Raw genomic sequence first — 17,740 nt, forward strand, 5'->3', positions numbered from 1 at the left:
GGCTCAACGACCACCCAGGCCTGATCAGTCAGCTCATGACGACGCACCACGAAAACACCAACGCGCCAACCACTTTGCGGACACGACCTAGGCGCCAGCCCGCCGCCACCTTCGGGATCCAGTCCCGGTCCCGCACGGTGTGCCGGAGCGTCAACCGGGTGCCGGTGGCGGTCGGCGCCAACTCCCAGCGCAGCAGGTCCGTGCCGAGGGTGTTCTCGAGGAGCGTCGGCGGCTCGGCGCGCACCACCTCGGCCGCCATGTCCTGGGGCTTCTCGTCGTCGATCATCGTGATGGTGGCGCCGCCGGCCTAGGAGAGGTCGCGGTCGGCGGTGTAGGGCGCCCATGCGGCGAGCTGCCCGGGCTCGGTCAGCGCGGCCCACACCTTCTCGGGCGGGTGGCGCAGATCGCGGGTGAAGACCAGCGTCCAGCGGTCCTCCTCCTGCGCGCGGTCCACCTGGGCGAGCGGGCTCGGGCGGTAGGTGTCGTCGGGGGCATGACTCCTCCTGGTTGTCGAGGTGCGCTCAAGGGCGTCGAGGTGCCGGCCCCACAGGGCGCGACAGGGCTGGAGCCAGTCGTCGAGCGCCTGGAAGGGACCCGCGTGGATGCGGTAGATCCGCCGCTGCGCCCGCGTGGCTGCGGGCCGAGAGCAGCGTGACCGAGCTGGTGGAGGCGCTCGACGTCAGCCAGCCCACGGTGTCCAAGCAGCTGAAGGTCCGCAGGGAGGCCGGCTTCGGCACCGTCCGCAGCGGTGTGCCGGACGCCCCTGCCTGCTCTACGCTCCATGGGCATGCTGATCGAGCACCGTGGAAAACGGCCCGTGGTCCCCGAGTCCGCCTACGTCGCCCCCTCGGCCGTGCTGTGCGGCGCGGTCGTCCTGGGAGAGCGCGCCCGCGTCCTGCACGGCGCCGTGCTCACCGCCGAGGACGGCGCGGTACGTACCGGCCGCGACGTCGTGGTCATGGAGAACGCCCTGGTCCGGGGCCGGGCGAAGACCCCCGCCGTGCTGGGCGACTCCGTGTTGATCGGGCCGCACGCGCACATCAACGGGGCACGCGTCGAGGACGAGGTCTTCGTGGCGACCGGGGTGTCGATGTTCCCCGGGTCGGTGGCGGGGACCCGCTCGGAGCTGCGGATCAACAGCGTGCTCCACGTCAACTCCCGGCTGGCACCGGACAGTGTGGTGCCCATCGGCTGGATCGCGGCCGGTGATCCGGCCCGGCTGTTCTCCCCGGACCGGCACGACGAGTTGTGGGAGGAGCAGGAGGGGCTCGACTTCCCGGGCACCGTCTACGGCGTCCGGCGCGGCACCTCGATGCGGGAGATCATGGAGCGCCAGGTCGACTTCTACGGAGCGCACCGGGAGGACCGACCCCTGCCCGACTGACGTGCCGGACAGGGGGCCCGCCCGGCACGTCCGGCCGATGTCAGCGGCTCAACGCCGGGGCTACTCGTAGGTCCGGTCGAGCAGTTCGAAGAACACGTCGCCGCGCACGATCTCGAACGGCTCGTCCAGCAGCTTCGCCAGTTCCGCGATGTCGCTCGGTGTCCAGCTCCACGCGTTGATGGCCGCGGCGACGAACATCGGCTCGTCTGGGTCGCGGCCCTTGACGTGGCTCAGCAGCGCGTCCCGGAAGTCGGCGCCCTTGCCCTGCGGATAGAAGTTGCCGATCACCGGGATCCCGGCCGGCCGGGACTGGAGGTCCCCGGTCTCCCAGGACTGGACGACGCCCCGCAGCGGCGTGTTCTTCCGGAACGATGCCATGACCCGCTCGTCGAACGGCACCCAGCCGTCGTTGTCCGCGTTGCGCGGGTTGTACGCGTAGACGAGATCCATGCCGGTGCGCCGCAGATAGCGCCCGGTGAGCTCGGTGTACGCGTCGAGCGCCGCCTTCGGCCACGAGCCCGGATAGGTGTAACCGGCGCCGGAAGGACCGCAGACGAGCAGGTCGTTGTCGGTGGCGGTCCTTTGGTAGTACGCGAGTTGAGCGGGCCCGATGTCGGCGAGCAGCGGGCTGACGGTCCAGTTGACGGGTACGTCGCCGCGCTTGGGGTCGTCCCAGATGTCACGCATACGGCGCTGGCAGTACTGGACGTTGTCGCCCTCGCCGACGGTGAAGGTGACGTACACGCGGTTGCGCAGCTCGGCCTTGGGGCGCGTGGGCACCCGGCCGGAGATCTTCGCAGGGACGCCGGCGTGCACGGTGCCGTTCATGTAGAAGTCGGCGGCGACGACCGGCACACCGTGCTGCGAGGCCCGGTCCACGCCGCCCCACTCGCCGGCCACGTCGTTGGGGAACCACCCGGCGTACGGGGTCGTCGGTGGCGCCTTGGCGAGCACCTCGTCGAGCAGCTTGCCGGTGTCGCCGGACGGCGGCAGCCACAGCACCATCGCCCGGCTCGCCACCACGTAGTCCCGGAAGTACGGGAAGGGCTCGACGCGGGTCGGCGCGGTGGCGGTCGCGGTCACCAGGAACTGGTTCCACAGGTCCGCCTCGACGGTCAACTGCGCTGTCCCGGAAGGAGCCTTGAAGTGGTAGACGAAGTAGCCGCCGCCGTCGGCGAAGCGGTTCGCCTTGTCGCCGAGCGAGGAGTTCAGGCCGTCGAACAGATACGGCTTCTCGCCGTCCGTGCCCGGTGTGAAGGACGCGAGTTCCTTGCCGTCCGCCGTGACCTTGACGGAGCCGACCGAGGCGCCCCAGCCGTCGTCGCCGAAGGAGTCCTGGAAGCGGAGGTAGACATAGTTGTCGCCGCCCAGTTCGGGGCTGAGGTCGAGCGTGCGCACCTTCCGGTTGGAGGTGTCCCGGATCCGCTCGCTCTCCCGTGCCACCTCCCGCCACCTGACGCCGCTCACACTCACCGTCCGGGTCGGCGGCAGGCCGGACAGCAGAGCGTGGTCGCAGTGCGGGAAGAGCTTGTCGAGCTGCCACCGGTAGGTGGCGAGGACGTCGTCCGCGTCGAAGCGGCCCCGCAGGTCCACCAGCGTCTTCAGCCCGTGCTCGCGCGCCTGGTCGGCGGTCGCGGCGACGCCGCGCTTGAGTCCCGCGAGTGTGGTGGCGACGTTCACGGAGTCCGGCACGTCGGGGTCGACCAGGACTGCGCCGCGCACTCGGTCGCGGTAACGGCCCACCAGGTCAAGGGCGTTGTCGTGCTGCGTGACGGACGCGCCGGTGCTCGACAGCCACCGCAGGTCGGCCGCGCCGTCGTCGAAGGTGAAGTAGAGACGGGGCCCGCTGCGGTTCACCGTCCCCTGAAGGGTCGTCAACAGCAGCTGGTCGTAGCCGTTCAGGTCGCCGACGTGGGCGACGTCGAGCCGGGTCGGCCGCCCGAAGGAGGGCAACAGGCGGTCGGGTGCGGCGCGTTCGGTGGACGCTGCCGCCGCGGCGGAGCCTGGCAGCGAGATTCCGAAGGCCCCGGCGGCCAGGGCCGCTCCGCCGGTCCGCAGGACGGTTCTTCGTGTCACCATCGACGTTCACTGCTCCTCGATCGGGCCACCATGAGATCGGTCCACTCTGAGACGGGTCACTCTGACATCGTTGTCGACCGTCGGTGAACGTAACCAGGCGGGGGGCCGTTGTCCATGGGGTGCGCACGGACCTTTGAGTGAAGTGCCCGTTGTCCGGGCGGTCTTGCCCAGTGGGGCGGGTTCGGTCAGGGTGAGGGGTGGTGCGGCAGGGTGCGAAAGCGCGACCTCGCGCACCGGACCTGATCACGGGGGTGGCATGGGTTCCGGAACGGCTTCGCCGGGCGGTTCGGCTTCGGGTGCGGGAGGTATGCGCGTACGCGACGTGGTGCGCGACGTCGTCGCCGAAGTGGCCCCGGAGGAGCAGCCGTTGGTGGCCGGGCTCGCCCGATTCGACGACGCCACGGTCGTGCGGCGGCTCGGCGACCGTCGCGGCAGGCGTGAACCGCTGGGCTTCGGGCTCGGCGAGGTCGTCGCGCTGGTGACCCCCGTGGTGTGGCTCGCGGTGAACCAGACGGCGCAGCGGGTCGTGGGCGCCGCGCTGGACGGTGCCGCAGGGCGAGCGAGGGCCGCGCTGCGCAGGCTGTCCCGCAGGCCGCCCGAGGTCGTCACGGTGCCGCCGCTCAGTCGCGAACAGCTGCTGATGGTAAGGGAGTTGGTTCTTGAGGTGGCCGCGGAGCGCGGCCTGGCGGCGGAGCGGGCGGAGGGGGTCGCCGACGCGGTGGTGGCCAGGCTGGTACTGGCCGGGCCGGAGGGCGGCGGTCCAGCGGATCCAGGCCCGGCCGGCCCCGCTGACCCGGGTGGTCCTGCCGGCCCCGGCCCGGCGGGTCCCGCCGATCGCGGCGGCCCCGTTGACCCCGGCCCGGCAGGGCCCGCAGGTCCGTCCGGGCCCACCGACCCGCCCGGTGGTGCCGTGTGACGGTCGGCATGCCCGCCGACGCCCACGCCGACGCCGCGTCAGGTGCGGCGCGACCCCTGGCCCCCTCCCGGCTCGACGAGCGGGTCCTCGCGGCCGGCACCACCCTGCGTTTCGCTCTGCTTCTGCTGCTGTTGACGGCAGCGGGCGCCAACATGGTCCCTCGGGTCGTCCGGCACCTCCTCGCCTCGCCGGAACTCGCCGACAAGGCGTGGGCGTGCTGGATGGCCGCGGGCATCGACGCCACCGGCTCCCTGAACGCGGGCTACGTCGAATACGCCCACAACGTCGCGCCGTTGGAGGCGTGCACGGCACAGTACGAGCAGGACTTCGACGGGGTGTCGCTCGCCGTGGGCGCGGCGGCTCTCGCCGTGGCCTTCGCCGTGTACTGGCTGCTGCCGGTCTGGCGGACGCGAAGCTCCAAGGTCGCCGCTGTGGACGTGATGGACGTGCACGGCGGTCTGCGGCCCCTGCTCGACGAACTGGTGGCCGTCGCGGGGCTCACCCGCCCGCCCCGGTTCGTCGTCGACCCGGCGGCGGTGTCGACGGCCGGCGCCGTCGCGTTCGGCCGACTGCGCGCTCCCACGGTCCGGCTCGACGGCGGCCTGGTCGCGCTGTGCGACACGCAGCGCGACCGGTTCCGTGCCGTGGTGCTCCACGAACTCGCGCATCTGCGCAACGGAGACACCACGGTCACGTACGCGACCGTCGCCCTGTGGCGGGTGTTCCTCGCGCTCGTCCTGCTCCCGTGGGCGGCGGTGAGCGTGGACATCCTCTTCATCGCCGGAACCCCCGAGGTCCGAGGGCAGTTCGCGCCGTTCAACGCGCACGACCTGGCCCTCGCCGCTCTGCTCGTGCTCGCGATCCACCTCGCCCGCGCCGGAATCCTGCGCAACCGGGAGATCTACGCCGACCTCATGGCGGCGCGCTGGGGCGCGAGCGCGGAGCCGTGGGAGGTGCCCTCCCGGGAGCCGTCCGGCGCCTGGTCGCGGCTGCTCGGCGGATTCCTCGAACTCTGGCGCACCCACCCGTCCTGGGCGCTGCGCCGGGCGTCGCTGACCGACCCGAAGGCGCTGTTCGTGCTGGAGCGCCTGCCCCTGTTCCTGACCGGGCTCGCCGCCGACGTCCTCGTCTGGCACCTGGGGAGCGTGTCGAACTCCGCGCTTCCCGTGAAGGCGGTTCTCGTCGCGGGGCTCGCCGTGGGCATCGCGGGCGTCGCACTGTGGCGCGCGGTGCTGTACGCGCTCCTCGCCGGGCGGCGGCCCCCGTCCGGGGCGCCCGTCGGCCTGTGGCTCGGCCTCGGCCTCGTGGTGGGCGAGCTCGTCGGTCCCGGATCGGCGTACAACCACTGGCTGCCCGCGCACCCCGAGGCGCTGTTGATCCTGGTGGCGGCGCTGGTCCTGGTGATGACGTGGACCGCGCACAACGCCGAGTGGTGGCTCGGGACCTGGCGTGGGCGCTCCCCGGCCCCGGCCGTACTGGTGGGCCTCGCGGCGCCCGCCCTCGTCCTCGCCTCCGTCCTTTACTGGTGGTACGCCGAGGGCCGGGCCCTCACCGACGGCTGGCCGTACACGACGGCCGGGCTGCTGGGCTCGTACGGTCTGCCGGGGCTGCCGCCCCCGGACATCGGCCCGCTGCTGGACGTCGTCGCGGTGGTGGGTGTGCTGCCCGGCACCGACGCGTCCGTGGACAGCTTCTGGTGGGCGGGAGTGCTGCTGTGGACGGTTCCGCTGCTCGCTTCGGTGGCCCGGCCGCCCTCGCGGGCACCGAAGTGGCTCGCTCGGGCGCTGCCCGGGAGGGCCGAGCCGCTCGCCCCGAACCGTGCCCGGCCGGGGCGGCTCCTCGCCGCTGGTCTGGCCGGAGCCGTGGTGTGCTGGGCCGGTCTCGCCCTCGCCCTGTCCCATCTGCACACACCGGATCCGGCGGCCGTGCGCATGACGGGCCCGTTCCAGCTCGAGCACCTGATGTGGCCGGTCCTGGTGATCTGCGGCGCGATGGCCCTGACGGCCGCTGTCGTCGCCGCGGTGACACGCACCGTGTGGCTGCCCGCCGGACTCGTCGCGGCCGGTGTCACCGGCCTGCTGGGCGCGGGTGCCACCTTCCTCCTGATGGCGGCGGACGGCTGCCTCGGCCCGCTCGACACCATGACCAGTACGTGCGGTTGGCTGCCGGGGGCGGCGGGGCCGCTGGTGCGTACGGAGTTGGCCTACGTGCTGTGCCTGGGCACACTGCTGGCGGGCCTGGCCGCTTTCGTGGGACGCGGCGCCGGGCTGCTGGCCCGAGCGACCCGGCGGACGAGAACGCCCACCGCCTTGAACCAACGAACTCACCAGAGTCGTCGGCGAGTTGTCCCGGTGGCGGCCGTCGCGGTCGTGGCCGCGAGTGTCGGCGCGGCGCTCCTCGCCACCCAGGCGGCCGGCCCGGCCACTCGCTCCGCCCGGCCGTCGGAGGCGATGCTGGACCAGTCGGTGGCGACCCCGTCCGCGGAGTTGACCCGCCTGGAGGGCAAGGCCTGGGCGGCGGTCGGCGGCCTGGACCATCTCAACGCGTTCATGGCGGCCGAGCGCGACTACACCGCCGCTGTGCGGGTGGCGGGCGAGTCCGCGTCCGACACCGAATTTCGCGCGGCCATCCGTGAGTTGGGGCCGCGGTGCACCGCGCTGGCCCGGACGGCTGCCCGGGCCGCCGCGTACTTCCGCGTGCCCGAGCCGACGGGGCAGCAGATGTGGACGTCGGTGCTCACCCGCCACCGGCAGTTGGCGACCGCCTGCCGCGACCTGACGGCGCGGCCCGGGGCCGGGACGGCCGAGATCGCCACGACCGCCCGGCAGTCCGCCGTCGACTCGACGGACGCGATGCTCTACTGGCTCGCCGAGACGGGCGCGATCCGGCAGCGGCCCTCGTGAAGGCCCCGTGAACATACTGCGCTCAACCGGCCAGCGAAACAGCAGGTTCATGACAAGACTGTAAAGGCGCCACTACGGTCGGTGCATGGGGAACGTCAAAGTGCATACCACTCGGGGGAGTTGGCGCAGGGCCGGAGCGACCACCGGCCCCGTCGCCGTCACCGTACTGACCGCGATGCTCGCGCTGACCTCGTGCGGCGGCGACAGTACCGAGGCCAAGGCCGAGAAACCGACCGAACGTCACACCGTCGTCCTGGAGGCCACCTCCGACTACGGCAGGCCGATCGCCATCAACTACTTCGGTACGGCGTCAGGATCGAAGGGCCTGACCACCTTCGGCGAGAAGGGCAAGGGGAACCTGTCGGCCGCGTCGCCGTGGAAGGTGAAGCTCACCGTCAAGGGCCGGAACCCGTGGGTGCACCTGTCGGCCAACGGGACCGGCTGCATCGGGCGCGCGACCGGCGGCGACTCGTGCGAGACCGGAGCCATCCCCGACGAGGCCGACATCGAAGGGAAGGGCACCACCACGTGCCGGATCACCATCGACGGCAAGGTCGTGTCCAAGGAGTCGTACACGTATCCCACGATCATTCCCGTCACCTGTCTGACGCCGCGCGGCGGAAAGGCGAAGTGAGGGACCGTGACCGATGACACCGCGGGATCCGTCCCGCAGAAGCACTCCCGGCGGCGCACCCTGCTCATCGCGCTGCTCCTCCTGCTCCTCCTCGTCGCCGGACTCCTCGTGTGGGTCCTCCTGCCCGGCGACGGATCGGACGACTCGGACTCACCGCTGCGCGAGGACCTCAACCGCTCCGCCGAACTGCTCCGCGGCGCGCCGGCGCTCCACTACACGGGCACCATCAAGGTCAAGGGCCAGGAGGACGCCCGTGTCGACCTGATCGTGGACAACCCCGGTGACGGCCTCGGCACCCTGGCCAAGCCGGACGGGCCCGCGGTCGACTACGTGGGTGTCGACGGCAAGTCGTATCTGCGGGGCGACACCGAGGCATGGCAGGGGCTCGGGATGGCCTCCGCGTCCAAGGTGCTCGCCAAGGATCCGCGCCGGGTCGCGCCGGGCGTGTTCTTCCGCAAGGACCTCGCCGGGGTCCTGGCGCCTCCGGCGCTGGCGAAGACCCTGCTGTTCGAGGATGTACCGGACAAGAAGATCACCGCGGGCGACCCCGTCGAAGCGGGCGACCACACCTGCACCCCCGTCCACGCCGACGGCATGACGGTCTGTCTGGGCGAGAAGGTGAAGGGTGACGCCCGGTTCGTCGACCGTGTCACCTTTCCCGGCAAGTCGCTCGTGCTCGACATCGAGCCGATGTCACGGAAGGCCGTCAGGGAGTTCTCCCGTGACTTCCGCTCGACGCTGCCCCTGACGTACGAGGCGGTCGACGACCAGATCGACGTGACCAACCAGATCCTGCGCGACTACAAGGGCAAGTGCGCCCCGACAGCCTGCACCTTCCGGTCCCGGACGACCGTCACGTACCTCGGGTCCGCCGCGGCTCCCGAGGCGGCCAAGGACGTTCGGGTGCGGTACGCGTGGGTCATGAAGCGGGACGGAAGGACGGTGAAGGTCGGCCCGGGCTGCTCGGGCACCCTGCTGATCAAGCCGGGCCGGTCGAAGGACCTAGCCTGTACGGCCACCGGTTCCTCCGTGCCCGCGGGACAGACCAGCGGGCAGTACAGCGGCGCGATCCACACCTCCGACTTCGCGCTCACCAAGGCCGAGTACGAGGATGTGCTGCGTCTCGCGGCCGACAACGCCGAGAAGGTCGAGGACCTGCACGACCTGCCGGCCGTCGACTGAGCCCGGTCCCGCGGGGTTCCGGGGCGCGGCCGGCTCAGTCGAGCACGGCCGTCGCCTCGACCTCGACGAGGACATCGGGCTCGAAGAGGTGGTCGACCCCGATCAGCGAGGCCGGCGGGAGCCGATCCCCGAGGCCCAACTCCGCGGCCACCTGGCCGACTCCGGCCATGAACGCGTCGATCCGCTCCGGCGTCCACCGCACCACGTAGAACGTCAGCCGTACCACGTCGTCGAAGGTCGCCCCGGCTCCCGCGAGGCCCGTCGCGGCGTTGCGCAGTGCGTGGGCGACCTGGCCCGCGAGATCGCCCGGTGCGAGCTGAGTACCCTCCGGGGTCCGGGCGATCTGCCCGCTCACGTACACATGACGCGTGCCGGTGGCGACTGCGACGTGGTGGTACGGGGTGGGTTGCAGCATTCCGGCAGGCGTGAAACGGCGCACGGACATCGGGGCTCCTCATGTCGGATCGACTCGCAGGTATACCTTTGCTACCTGGTACACGAAGGACACTTCAACGAGACCAGGTTTCGGCATGGATACCGCCCCCACCTCCGCCCCCGCCCCGGACGGCGAACTGCGCGTCACCGCCCCGCACCGGGAACTCCTCGACCAGGTGCTGGACAAGTGGTCGCTGAGCGTCCTCAACGAACTGTGCGAACGGCCCCGCCGGTTCAACGAACTGCGCCGCGCCATCCCGGCGGTGACCCAGAAGTCGCTCACCGCGACGCTCCGGCGACTGGAGCGCAACGGCATCGTCGAGCGCGAGCTGCTCAGCTCCCGGCCGGTCGCCGTCGAATACCGGATCACACCGCTCGGCAAGACACTTCGCCGGCCGATCGACGTGCTGCTGGACTGGGCCACGACCCGCATGCCCGAGATCGAACGCGCGCGCAGATCCTTCGACGGCGAGTGATGTGAAGGCACTTCCACACATGTCCTTCACGCAGATGGGGGGCTGTTACCCGGTTATGACATGGCGATCTTGACGTCAAGGGATGTCGGGCAAGTAGGTTCGTGATGCACCGATTTACCGTGACGAACCGGCGTTCACCCGCCGGGAGGAGGGGGCGTCCCATGGGGTCCCATGCCCGACCCAACCGGCTGCACCGGACCGGAGCCAGAGTCGCGACGGTCGCGCTCTTCGGCGCCGTCCTGCCGATCACCGCCGGTGGCATCGCCCAGGCGGCCACACCGGCCGCCACGCACTCCGCCGAACAGGGCGAGGTCACGCCGGCCGCGTCGACCCAGGACGTCCCCGGCATCGCGGCCGAGCACGCCTACCTCCTGGACGCCCGCGACGGCAGCCAGGAGCGCGAGATGTGGGCCGGGGCCAAGGCCGACGAGAGTGTGTCGATGGCCAGCACCACGAAGATCATGACCGCCGTGGTGGTGCTCAAGCGCCCGGAGTGGCTCGACCGGCAGATCACGGTCAAGCAGGAGTACCGGGACTACGTCCAGAAGAACGGCGCCAGCACCGCCGACCTCCAGACCGGCGACAAGCTGACCGCCCGCCAGCTGCTGCACGCCATGCTGATCCCCTCCGGCGGAGACGCCGCCATGGCCCTCGCCGACAACTACGGCGTCGGTTCCACCACGGAGGCGCGGATCGCCGACTTCGTGAGCCAGATGAACGCCGAGGCGGCCCAACTGGGCATGACCGGAACCCACTTCGACTCCTTCGACGGCATCTCCCACGGAGACAACCGCAGCACCGCCCGCGACCTCGCCAGGCTCGGCCAGCGCGCCCTGCTCCAGCCGGTCTTCGCCGACGTCGTCAAGCAGAAGAAGTACGAGGCCGAGGCCCCGGCCGCCAACGGCCGCACGCGGTACTACACCTGGGAAACCACCAACGACCTGCTGAGCAGCTACGACGGGGCCCTGGGCGTCAAGACCGGCAGCGGCGAAGAGGCCGGCTACTCCCTCGTCTTCGCCGCGAAGCGCGACAACCGCACCCTGGTCGGCGCGATCATCGGCGCCGACAAGGAGGTCTTCGGCGATGCCACGAAGGTACTCGACTGGGGCTTCGCGAACTGACGCACGTGGTTGGTGGGCAGGGGGGGGGCAACTGCCGGTCGGCTAGGGCATGTTGTCCCGTCGTGCTTCTCTGAAGCGACAACTTGAATCGCACCGTCCGGATGTTGCGGGCGTGGCCGGATCGACGAACCTCCGCTCTGCGTGCTACGACGTGGTCACGTCGAGTGCAGAGGGTTACAGGCGTCTATCGGAAAATTACGGGCCGTTCCGCTAGGTGATCGCCTTGGCTTCCTCTATGTTGGAAACCAACAGAAACGGACATTTAGGCCGTGTTGCCAGTTCCGTGCTGATGCCGCAATAAAGGCGGGCTGAAATGCTCAAACACGTCCTCCGGGCTGGAGAGTCCGCCTCTCTGGCGGCTTAGCCCAACCGCAGCCATGCCGTGCTTGCGACGGCTGCGCGCCAAACCGCGCTCACAGAGCACCGCGATGGCTCCTTGCTTCGTCTTGGGGTCTACTCGCCTTTCTGTGAGCGGCCCGCCCCAGAACGCTCCCTTGGGGAAAACGTCGGACGGTGTTAGTCAATCTCGCACACTCCAGGAATTGTCATGTCCAATGCCACCCCCGCCGCGCCCGGCATACCGCCCGCGCCTCCGGAGAAGAAGCAAAGCTTTGTCAAGCGTCACCCCGTCACCACTGTCTTTCTGATACTTGCCGTGCTGGGCGTGTGTGCTATCGGGGGGTGCGCCGCACTGGTGAACAACGCCGTCAACGAGGTGAACAAGTCGGTCTCCACGACCGAGGACCAGGGTCGCGGGAGTGCCGAGAAGAAGGACAGTGGAAGCAACGCTGCCGGATCGGCCACCACGAAGTTCCAGGACCACCTGAAGTCGACCGGCACTTCGCAGGAGCAGGCCGCCGCCGGACACGTGACCCGTGTGCAGGGCGCAGGTGGCTTCGCACCCACGGTGAGCATCCACACGAACTACAGTGCAAATACTGACGGCATGGCGGCAGCCACCCTGCTCGCCGACAACTACGCCGCGTGGAAGCACACAGACGGCGAAGATGGCCTCATCTCGGTCTACAGCGCCAACGGTGACCTCATCGGCACCGCGAACTTCTGACGGAACGCTGGGCTCTTCGGACCCTGGAGGCTCGTCGTGGCGCAGCATCAGCAAGGGGCTCAATGGGCCCCACGGTCCCTCCAGAGTCAAACTCAGCCGGAGGGCGCGTCCTCAGTGCATGAGCAGGTGGACGGAAATGACTACCAACCAGGAGCCGACGGCTTTCCCGCCCATGCCTGACGGGCCGCCACCCTCGGCGCCCGTCAGAAGGGCCAGGGGGCGGCTGCTGCTGGCCGGTCTCGCCGGGGCGTTTCTGGGGGCAGGTGCGGTGGGAGCGGTCTGGGCCGGCATTGTGGCCGACCGGCCAGGGGAGCCGGAGACATTCACCATGACTGGAACTTTCGAACTCTCGGACGCAGAGAGCGTTGTCAGCGACGGTGTGGGCGGGTGTGCTGGTGGCGAAGGCTACGACGACATCGCGGAGGGCTCGAGCGTGACCGTTTACGGTGCCGGGGGTGATGTCATCGCCACTGGATCTCTCGGAGCTTCACAGGGTACCGCTGGGACGCCTTGTACGTTCGAAGTCACGATCGACGACGTCCCTAAGAGGGAGAAGTTCTACAAGGTCGAGGTCTCCAATCGTGGCACCGTGCAACTGTCCGCCGACGAGGCCGAAACCGGTCAACTCGCCGCGACGCTCGGGTGAACCGGTGTCACGGAATGTGGCGCGGCGCCAAGCCGAGCGTGCGCAAGGCGGTCGGACCGCCACCCCGTCTCGCGGAAGCCGTCGAAGACTCACGACTTCGCAAGTGTTCGACGGCTTCCAAGCGCCGCTCAGTCCTCCGGCGGAGGCGGCGGCACCGGGGCGCCCGCCGGGGGCGCGATCTTGGAGTACGTGCGGGAGACCGGGGTCTCGCCGCCCGCGGCCTCGTCGTGCTGCTCCGGGCGGTCCTCCGGCGGGAGCAGGGCCGCGCGCTTGGCGCCCGGGTCCCAGCCGGTGTCCACCACTCGCTTCTGCCAGGTGATGGCCGCGGCCAGGATCAGCAGGCCGACCACGAGCATGAGGATCACGCCCGCGACGTCACCGGCCTTGGCGACGTTGCCGAGGATCAGGCCGAGCCAGCCGAAGTCGGCGTCGCCGAACGTGGTGTTGGCCGAGCCGAACGAGCCGAGGACGCCCAGCAGGAACGCGGGCAGGAAGGTGATGATTACGCCGTTGAGGAACGAGCCGAGGGCGGCGCCGCGGCGCCCGCCCGTCGCGTTGCCGAAGACACCCGCCGCACCACCGGTGAAGAAGTGCGGGACGAGCCCCGGCAGGACGAGGGCTGTGCCGAACGCGGGCTTGAAGACGCCGACGAGCAGCCCGAGGCTGACCAGGCCGCCGACGAACGAGCAGATGAAGCCGACGAGCACGGCGTTCTGGGCGTAGGGGAAGACGATCGGGGCGTCCAGGGCGGGGATGGCGCCGGGCACGACCTTCTGCGCGATGCCCTGGAAGGCGGGCACCAGCTCGCCGAGGATCGTACGGACACCGAAGAGGATGACGGCGACGGCGATGCCGAACTGGAGGCCCTGGTTGACCGAGGACATCAGGTAGTTGCCGACGCCCGTGGAGGCCGTGCCGCCGTCCGTCGCGAACGCCTTGAACGCCTCCGTCTTCCCGACCTTCGCGAGGAAGACGATCGCCATGATCATGTAGATGAGGAGCATGGAGAGGGCCGTGGCCACCATCGAGTCGCGCAGGAAGCGCAGGCCCTCGGGCAGGTTCATCTCCTCCGTCGAGCGGCTCTTCTTGCCGACGGCCTGACCCGTGGCACCGGAGACGATGTAGCCGGCCGTTCCGAAGTGTCCCACGGCGACGGTGTTGTTGCCGGTGACGCGCTTGGTCCAGGGATGCGCGAAGGCGGGCATCGCGACGAGCATGATGCCGAGCAGCACCGCGCCGGCGACGACCACGACCCATGACGTGACGCCCGCGGTGGCCATCACCATCGTCAACAGCGTTGCCATGAACAGCATGTGATGGCCGGTCAGGAACACGTAGGAGAGGGGTGTGAAGCGGGCGAGCAACAGGCTGACGAGGAAGCCGAGGATCATCAGCCACGCCACGCGCGAGCCGTACTCGGCCTGCGCGATGCCGACGATCGCCTCGTTGGTGGGGATCACACCGTGTGAACCGGTGGCGCCCGTGATCATGGTGCCGAGCGGGGCGAGCGAGTTGGTGACCAGGGTCGCGCCCGCGCCGATCAGCAGGAAGCCGAGGGTCGCCTTGATGGCTCCGCCGATGACCTGGCCCGCGGACTTCTTCAGGGCGATGAGGCCGACGGCCGTGATGATGCCGATGAGATAGGCGGGGACGCTGAGGATCTCGTTGACGATGAATTTCGCGATGTCGACGAGGGTGTTCATGGGGACTCCTGGGGAGGGGAGCGGTGGGGGCGGTGGATCAGACGTCGTAGAGGTCGCGCATCGCCGCGTCGACCTCCTTGGTGCTGGTGAAGTCCTCGATCACCCGCACCGGCACGCCCACGTCGCCCAGCGTCCGCGCGATCTCCCGCGAGGTCATGATGGCGACGGCCTCGGACGCCTTGCCCTTCGCGGAGATGGTGTCGGTCGCCTCGGTGGTGATGTACCGGCCCCACTTCCAGCGGTCGAGCACCTTGTCCAGCGTCGACTTGAGGAAGAGGCTCGTCCCGACGCCGTTGCCGCACACGGTCAGGATCTTGTGCATGCCGTGCCCCGAGCCCTTGGACGCGGGCTGTTCGGGTGTCCTATCGGACGGTTCCGGAGTCGTGTCGCCCAGGAGAATCCGCCGCAGGGCCTCCGGCGTCGGCGCACGGTCGAGGGCCGCGGAGGTGTCCGCGTCGGCGAGCAGCCGGGCGAGGGCGCCCATGGCCTGGGTGTGTGCCCCGGCGTCCTCGGCGGCGAGGGCGACGACGAGGTGGACCGGGTCGTTCGTCTCGTGCCCGAAGCTCACCGGCGTCGAGAGCCGGACCCATGACATGCCCGTACGGAGGACGGCGGGGGAGGGCCGGGCGTGCGCGAAGGCGAAGCCGGGCGCGATGACGATGTAGGGGCCGTTCTCCTCGACGTTGCGGAGCATCTCCTCGGTGTACGTGTCCGTGCTGACGTCCGTGGAGACGAGCAGGTCACCGGCGGCGCGCACGGCGGCCTGCCAGTCGGGGGCGGCCACGTCGAGCCGGATGGCCTCGACGGGAATCAGATCGCTCAGTTCACTCATACGAGCAGTGGTCCCGAGCGGCGGCCCCGTGTCAGCCCGACACGCCGGGTGAACACACCTTCGTTATGAGGTTCCTCCGCGCGCACACGCGAAGGTGCATACGTGGAGGCGCACACGCGGAGGCGGCCCCGCCGAAGCGGGGCCGCCTTCGTCATGCGTCATGCATCACGCGCGGGGCCTGAGCCCCCGGGTGACCTCAGCGACCGGCGTAGTCGATCCACCGGTGGTGGTGCTGCCAGGCGCCGACGTTGTGGTGGGCCGCGAGCGAGCCCGAGACGGTGACACCGTCCCGTCCGCCGACATTGACGAACTCCTGACCGGCGATCCCGGCGTGGTCGTACACGTGGCTGCTGTCGTGACGGCTGTCGTCCACGTCGGCGACGGCGGGGCCGGCGGCGAGGAACCCGGCCACCGAAGCGACGGCGACAGCGGCTGCGATGCGACGCACCATGAACTTCTCCTTCTGAGAGGGATCAAGTGATCACTTAAGACATCACCAGACCCCTGGAGGGGGCGCATCTCGGGCGGACCCACAACACCCGTGTGCAGCAATGCGCTCTCCTGCCAGGCCCCGGTCAGCGGGAGGTCAGCAGCCCCCGCCCCCGCAGTACCCGCCGCTCCAGCGGGCTGAAGATCAGCAGGTCGATGGCGATGCCTACGACGAGGATCAGGAGGATCGCCAGGAAGACCTGCGACATGCTGCTGTTGTTGCGGCCGTTCTCCAGCAACTGGCCGAGGCCCACGCCGAGATCGGGCGACGAGGCGATGATCTCGGCGGCCATCAGGGAGCGCCACGAGAAGGCCCAGCCCTGCTTCAGTCCGGCGAGATAACCCGGGAGCGCGCCCGGCATCACGATGTGCCACGCCCCGAGCAGCCCGGTCGCGCCCAAGGTCCGTCCGGCGCGCAGATACAGCGGCGGGATCTGGTCGACGCCCGCGACGAGGCCGTTCGCGATGGAGGGAACGGCGCCGAGCAGGATCACGGCGTACATCATCGAGTCGTTGAGGCCCAGCCAGATCACGGCGGGCGGCACCCACGCCACCGACGGCAGGGACTGCAGACCCGACAGGATCGGGCCGATGGCCGAGCGCACGAACCGTACGCGAGCCACCAGCAGGCCGAGCGGTGTGCCGATGGCGAGGGCCAGCAGGAAGCCGAACAGACCGCGTGACACCGACGTCCAGATGGAGTCGAGGAGCGTGCCCTGGAGCCAGGCCGTGCGCACCTCGCCCCACACATCGGCGGGCGAGGGCAGCTTGTAGTCGGGGACGACCCCCGCCCACACGAGAAGCTGCCAGACCATCAGCACGACCGCGACCGCGGTGACCGGCGGCAGCACCTTGCGGCGCAGTGTCTCGCGCAGCGGCGTACGGACGGCCCGTACCGAGTCGAGTGCGTCGAGCCCGGCCTCGAGGCCCGCGAGATCGCTCGGGCGCCCGGGCCCGCCGGGCGGGGTGGAGCCGTCCTTCGTCGACTCCGCGTCGAGGGTGGCGGTGTGGTCAGTGGCGGCCATGGCGGCGGATCTCCCCACGCAGTTCTTCGGTGATCTCGGCGGACAGTTCGGCGACCGCGGTGTCCTCCAGGCGCCGCGGCCGCGGCAGCTCGACCGTCCACTCGCGGGCGATGCGGCCGGGGCGGGACGACAGCAGGACGACGCGCTCCGCCAGGCGCACCGCCTCGCGCACGTTGTGCGTCACGAACAGCACCGACACACCCGTCTCCTGCCAGATGCGGGTCAGCTCGTCGTGCAGCGCGTCGCGGGTGATCGCGTCGAGCGCGGCGAACGGCTCGTCCATCAGCAGCAGCCGGCTGTCCTGCGCCAGCGCACGGGCGAGTGCCACGCGCTGACGCATGCCGCCGGACAGCTCGTGCACGCGCTTGCCGTGCGCACCGGTCAGCCGCACGAGGTCGAGCAGCCGCTCCGCCTCGGCGCGCCGCTCCTGCGCCGCGACGCCGCGCAGCTTCAGCGCCAGCTCGATGTTCTTGCCCGCGGTCAGCCACGGGAACAGCGCGTGCTCCTGGAACATCAGGGCGGGCCTGCCGTCCGTGGCGATGGAGCCCGCGGACGGCAGGTCGAGGCCCGCCGCCAGGTTGAGCAGAGTGGACTTGCCGCAGCCCGAGGCTCCCAGGAGGGTGACGAACTCACCCGGCGCGACATCGAGGGTGATGTCGTCCAGGACAAGCTGCTGTCCGCCGGGCGTGCCCGGCGCGGGGAAGGACTTCGAGACGTGCTCGATACGCGCTGCGTGTGTCACCGTCTCGACGGCCTCGGCCGGCTTGGGTGTCGTGGTGGCCATGGGCGTCACCTCCTGAGGGTCCTGAGGGCCCGTCAATTCCTCGACGTGCCCGGTCCGATGGGGCG

General features: G+C 70.4%; 18 protein-coding genes and 1 pseudogene. 10 read left to right on the top strand and 9 right to left on the bottom strand.

Translation table 11 applies throughout. The features are described 5' to 3' along the window. Window positions 1-28: 28 nt before the first annotated feature. Together ACIA8D_RS37760 and ACIA8D_RS37765 are read right to left on the bottom strand one after the other, a co-directional pair. Window positions 29-286: a hypothetical protein gene (locus tag ACIA8D_RS37760; protein ID WP_399239291.1), complete on the bottom strand. Its 258-nt coding sequence runs from the start codon at window positions 284-286 to the stop codon at window positions 29-31. 21 nt (window positions 287-307) lie between these two features. Continuing rightward, window positions 308-454, bottom strand: a complete 147-nt coding sequence (locus tag ACIA8D_RS37765; protein WP_399239293.1) for an SRPBCC domain-containing protein — start codon at window positions 452-454, stop codon at window positions 308-310. Window positions 455-651: 197 nt separating this feature from the next. Between ACIA8D_RS37765 and ACIA8D_RS37770 the strand changes: the two are divergent. Together ACIA8D_RS37770 and ACIA8D_RS37775 are read left to right on the top strand one after the other, a co-directional pair. Next, window positions 652-720, top strand: a pseudogene (locus tag ACIA8D_RS37770) (ArsR family transcriptional regulator); the annotation flags it as partial. 67 nt (window positions 721-787) lie between these two features. Beyond that, window positions 788-1,384: a gamma carbonic anhydrase family protein gene (locus tag ACIA8D_RS37775; RefSeq protein ID WP_399239295.1), complete on the top strand. Its 597-nt coding sequence runs from the start codon at window positions 788-790 to the stop codon at window positions 1,382-1,384. A gap of 60 nt (window positions 1,385-1,444) precedes the next feature. Here ACIA8D_RS37775 and ACIA8D_RS37780 read toward each other — a convergent pair whose 3' ends face one another. Further along, a complete protein-coding gene (locus ACIA8D_RS37780; RefSeq protein ID WP_399239297.1) occupies window positions 1,445-3,463 on the bottom strand; it encodes a GxGYxYP domain-containing protein in 2,019 nt (672 codons plus the stop codon). 307 nt (window positions 3,464-3,770) lie between these two features. Between ACIA8D_RS37780 and ACIA8D_RS37785 the strand changes: the two genes are divergently transcribed. From ACIA8D_RS37785 to ACIA8D_RS37800, 4 genes are all read left to right on the top strand, one after another. Continuing rightward, window positions 3,771-4,379 carry a hypothetical protein gene (locus ACIA8D_RS37785; protein ID WP_399239299.1) on the top strand — a complete coding sequence of 203 codons (609 nt, stop codon included), beginning with the start codon at window positions 3,771-3,773 and terminating at the stop codon, window positions 4,377-4,379. Continuing rightward, the gene (locus ACIA8D_RS37790) at window positions 4,376-7,282 is read left to right on the top strand and encodes a M48 family metalloprotease (RefSeq protein WP_399239301.1); all 2,907 of its coding nucleotides are present in this window, start codon (window positions 4,376-4,378) and stop codon (window positions 7,280-7,282) included. The genes ACIA8D_RS37785 and ACIA8D_RS37790 overlap by 4 nt, the downstream gene beginning before the upstream one ends. Before the next feature lie 85 nt (window positions 7,283-7,367). Next, the gene (locus ACIA8D_RS37795) at window positions 7,368-7,916 is read left to right on the top strand and encodes a hypothetical protein (RefSeq protein ID WP_399239303.1); all 549 of its coding nucleotides are present in this window, start codon (window positions 7,368-7,370) and stop codon (window positions 7,914-7,916) included. Window positions 7,917-7,922: 6 nt separating this feature from the next. Beyond that, a complete protein-coding gene (locus ACIA8D_RS37800) occupies window positions 7,923-9,098 on the top strand; it encodes a hypothetical protein (protein ID WP_399239304.1) in 1,176 nt (391 codons plus the stop codon). Between the two features lie 34 nt (window positions 9,099-9,132). Here ACIA8D_RS37800 and ACIA8D_RS37805 read toward each other — a convergent pair whose 3' ends face one another. Next, on the bottom strand, window positions 9,133-9,543 hold the full coding sequence (locus ACIA8D_RS37805; RefSeq protein WP_399239306.1) for a RidA family protein: 411 nt from the start codon (window positions 9,541-9,543) through the stop codon (window positions 9,133-9,135). Window positions 9,544-9,628: 85 nt separating this feature from the next. Here ACIA8D_RS37805 and ACIA8D_RS37810 point away from each other — a divergent pair, with 85 nt between their 5' ends. The 4 genes from ACIA8D_RS37810 (at window position 9,629) to ACIA8D_RS37825 (ending at window position 12,842) form a co-directional block, all read left to right on the top strand. After that, a complete protein-coding gene (locus ACIA8D_RS37810; protein ID WP_399239308.1) occupies window positions 9,629-10,009 on the top strand; it encodes a winged helix-turn-helix transcriptional regulator in 381 nt (126 codons plus the stop codon). A 161-nt stretch (window positions 10,010-10,170) separates the two neighbouring features. Next, window positions 10,171-11,130, top strand: coding sequence for a D-alanyl-D-alanine carboxypeptidase family protein (locus tag ACIA8D_RS37815; protein ID WP_399239310.1), 960 nt, complete (start codon window positions 10,171-10,173; stop codon window positions 11,128-11,130). A gap of 547 nt (window positions 11,131-11,677) precedes the next feature. After that, the gene (locus ACIA8D_RS37820) at window positions 11,678-12,196 is read left to right on the top strand and encodes a hypothetical protein (RefSeq protein ID WP_399239312.1); all 519 of its coding nucleotides are present in this window, start codon (window positions 11,678-11,680) and stop codon (window positions 12,194-12,196) included. Window positions 12,197-12,332: 136 nt separating this feature from the next. Continuing rightward, entirely contained in the window at window positions 12,333-12,842 is a 510-nt protein-coding gene (locus ACIA8D_RS37825) for a hypothetical protein (protein ID WP_399239314.1), read from the top strand. Window positions 12,843-12,970: 128 nt separating this feature from the next. Here ACIA8D_RS37825 and ACIA8D_RS37830 read toward each other — a convergent pair whose 3' ends face one another. From ACIA8D_RS37830 to ACIA8D_RS37850, 5 genes are all read right to left on the bottom strand, one after another. Further along, complete coding sequence (locus ACIA8D_RS37830; RefSeq protein WP_399239316.1) at window positions 12,971-14,545, bottom strand: PTS ascorbate transporter subunit IIC; 1,575 nt, start codon at window positions 14,543-14,545, stop codon at window positions 12,971-12,973. A gap of 37 nt (window positions 14,546-14,582) precedes the next feature. Beyond that, window positions 14,583-15,377 (bottom strand): PTS sugar transporter subunit IIA, encoded by a 795-nt coding sequence (locus ACIA8D_RS37835; protein WP_399239318.1) that lies wholly within the window; start codon window positions 15,375-15,377, stop codon window positions 14,583-14,585. 196 nt (window positions 15,378-15,573) lie between these two features. Then, window positions 15,574-15,828: a hypothetical protein gene (locus ACIA8D_RS37840; protein ID WP_399239320.1), complete on the bottom strand. Its 255-nt coding sequence runs from the start codon at window positions 15,826-15,828 to the stop codon at window positions 15,574-15,576. A gap of 124 nt (window positions 15,829-15,952) precedes the next feature. After that, a complete protein-coding gene (locus ACIA8D_RS37845; protein ID WP_399239322.1) occupies window positions 15,953-16,891 on the bottom strand; it encodes an ABC transporter permease in 939 nt (312 codons plus the stop codon). Beyond that, window positions 16,878-17,675 (bottom strand): ABC transporter ATP-binding protein, encoded by a 798-nt coding sequence (locus ACIA8D_RS37850; RefSeq protein WP_399239324.1) that lies wholly within the window; start codon window positions 17,673-17,675, stop codon window positions 16,878-16,880. Before ACIA8D_RS37850 ends, ACIA8D_RS37845 begins: the two co-directional genes overlap by 14 nt. Window positions 17,676-17,740: the final 65 nt, after the last annotated feature.

The sequence above is a fragment of the Streptomyces sp. NPDC051684 genome (genome assembly GCF_044453445.1).
In the GTDB taxonomy this organism is placed as follows: Bacteria; Actinomycetota; Actinomycetes; order Streptomycetales; family Streptomycetaceae; genus Streptomyces.